1 protein-coding gene is annotated in these 1751 nt (G+C 67.6%); it reads right to left on the minus strand.

The genetic code is table 11. From position 1 onward, the window contains the following. On the minus strand, positions 1–1751 hold a 1751-nt coding region (locus tag VSR34_RS37850), incomplete at both ends, for an Ig-like domain-containing protein (protein ID WP_342965169.1).

Below are 1751 nucleotides of genomic sequence, written 5' to 3' on the forward strand. Positions count from 1 at the left end.
TTCGTCACCGTCACCTTGCTGCCCGCTTCGGCCTTGCCCGACACCGTCAGGCTGCCGTCCGGATTCGTCGCCACGTTCACGCTCGGCGCGAGCGGCGGCGTCGTATCCGTCCAGGTCGCCTGGGTCGGCGTGCTGACGTTGCCTGCCACATCCGAAGCCGTGGCGCTCAGCGTGCCCGTCGTCTGCGGCGTCGACGAGGTCACCGTGTAGTGGCCCGATGCGTCGGCCGTCGCGCTGGTGGTGCTGCCGTCGTGCCAGGTCACCGTCACCTTGCTGCCCGACTCCGCCGCGCCCGATGCCGTCAGCGTGCCGTCGGCATTCGGCGTCAGCGAGACCGTCGGCGCAGTCGTCGACGTCTTGATCACGACGGTCTGGGTCGCGCTCTGGCCAACGTTGCCGGCCTGATCGATCACCTGCGCGATCACCGTATAGGTGCCCGCGGCCAGCGACGTGGACGTGTTGTCGAACAGCCACGTCTTGCCCGAAGCCGATGCCATCGACCAGGTTGCGCCGCCGTCGAGGCTGATGCGCACGCCGTCGCCTGCTGCGAGCGCGGTGCCGAGCGAGCCGCTGAACACGAGCGTGGTGTCGCTCGTGATGAAGTCGCTCGAGCTGACACCCGTATCCACCGTGATCGCGCCGATCGTGACCGTTTCCGCAGCCGAAGGCGGCTGCGTGTCGATCACGACGTTCTGGTGCGCGGTCTGCAGCGTCGAGCCTGCCGCGTTGACGATCTTGACCTGCACGTCGTACGTGCCGTCCGCCATCTTGTTCGCGGTGTTGTCGTAGGTCCACGAGGTTCCCGACACCGACGCCGTGTGCCACGTCGCGCCGCCGTCAAGACTGATCTGGACGCTCGAACCCGCATCGAGCTGCGTGCCCAGCGAGCCGTGGAACACCAGCGTGCTGTCGCTCGTGATGAAGTCCGTCGCGCTGACGCCCGTGTCCTCCGTGATCGAATCGATCGAGAGGGCCACCATTGCCGACGTGTCGATCACGACCTTCTGGATGCCCGGCGTGCTGTAGAGGCCCGACGTATTGATCACACGCGCTTCGAACGTGTAGGTGCCAGAAGGCAGTACGTTCGCCGTGTTGTCGAACACGTAGGTGTTGCCGCTCGAGAGCGTTGCGTCGTGCCACGTCACGCCGCCGTCGACCGAGATCTGCACCTTTTCGCCCCGGTTGAGCGTACCCGTCACCGTCGCGCTGACGATGAGGGTCTGGTCGGCGGTGATGAAGTCGCCAACCACGCCCGTGTCGGTCGTGATGCCGCTGATCGCCGCCGTCGCCGACGGCGGGATCGTGTCGACGTAGTGGACCGACGTGTCCGGGCTGGTGTTGCCCGCTGCGTCGGTGGCGTGCGCGATCACGTCGCCGGTCGGCTGATGCGCCGGCGTCGTCACCGAGTAGCTGCCGTCAGCGCCGGCCGTGGTCGTCTCCGACGTGCCGTCCGGATTCGTCACCGTCACCTTGCTGCCCGCTTCGGCCTTGCCTGACACCGTCAGGCTGCCGTCCGGATTGGTCGCCACGTTCACGCTCGGCGCAGCCGGCGGCGTGATGTCCTTGTACGACACGGTCGTATCCGGGCTGGTGTTGCCAGCCGCGTCCGTGGCATGCGCCACGACGTTGCCGCTCGGCTGGTTCACCGGCGTCGTCACCGAGTAGCTGCCGTCAGCGCCGGCCGTGGTCGTCTCCGACGTGCCGTCCGGATTCGTCACCGTCACCTTGCTGCCCGCTTCGGCCTTGCCCGA

This window comes from Paraburkholderia sp. JHI2823 (assembly GCF_038900695.1).
GTDB classification, from domain to species: domain Bacteria; phylum Pseudomonadota; class Gammaproteobacteria; order Burkholderiales; family Burkholderiaceae; genus Paraburkholderia; species Paraburkholderia mimosarum.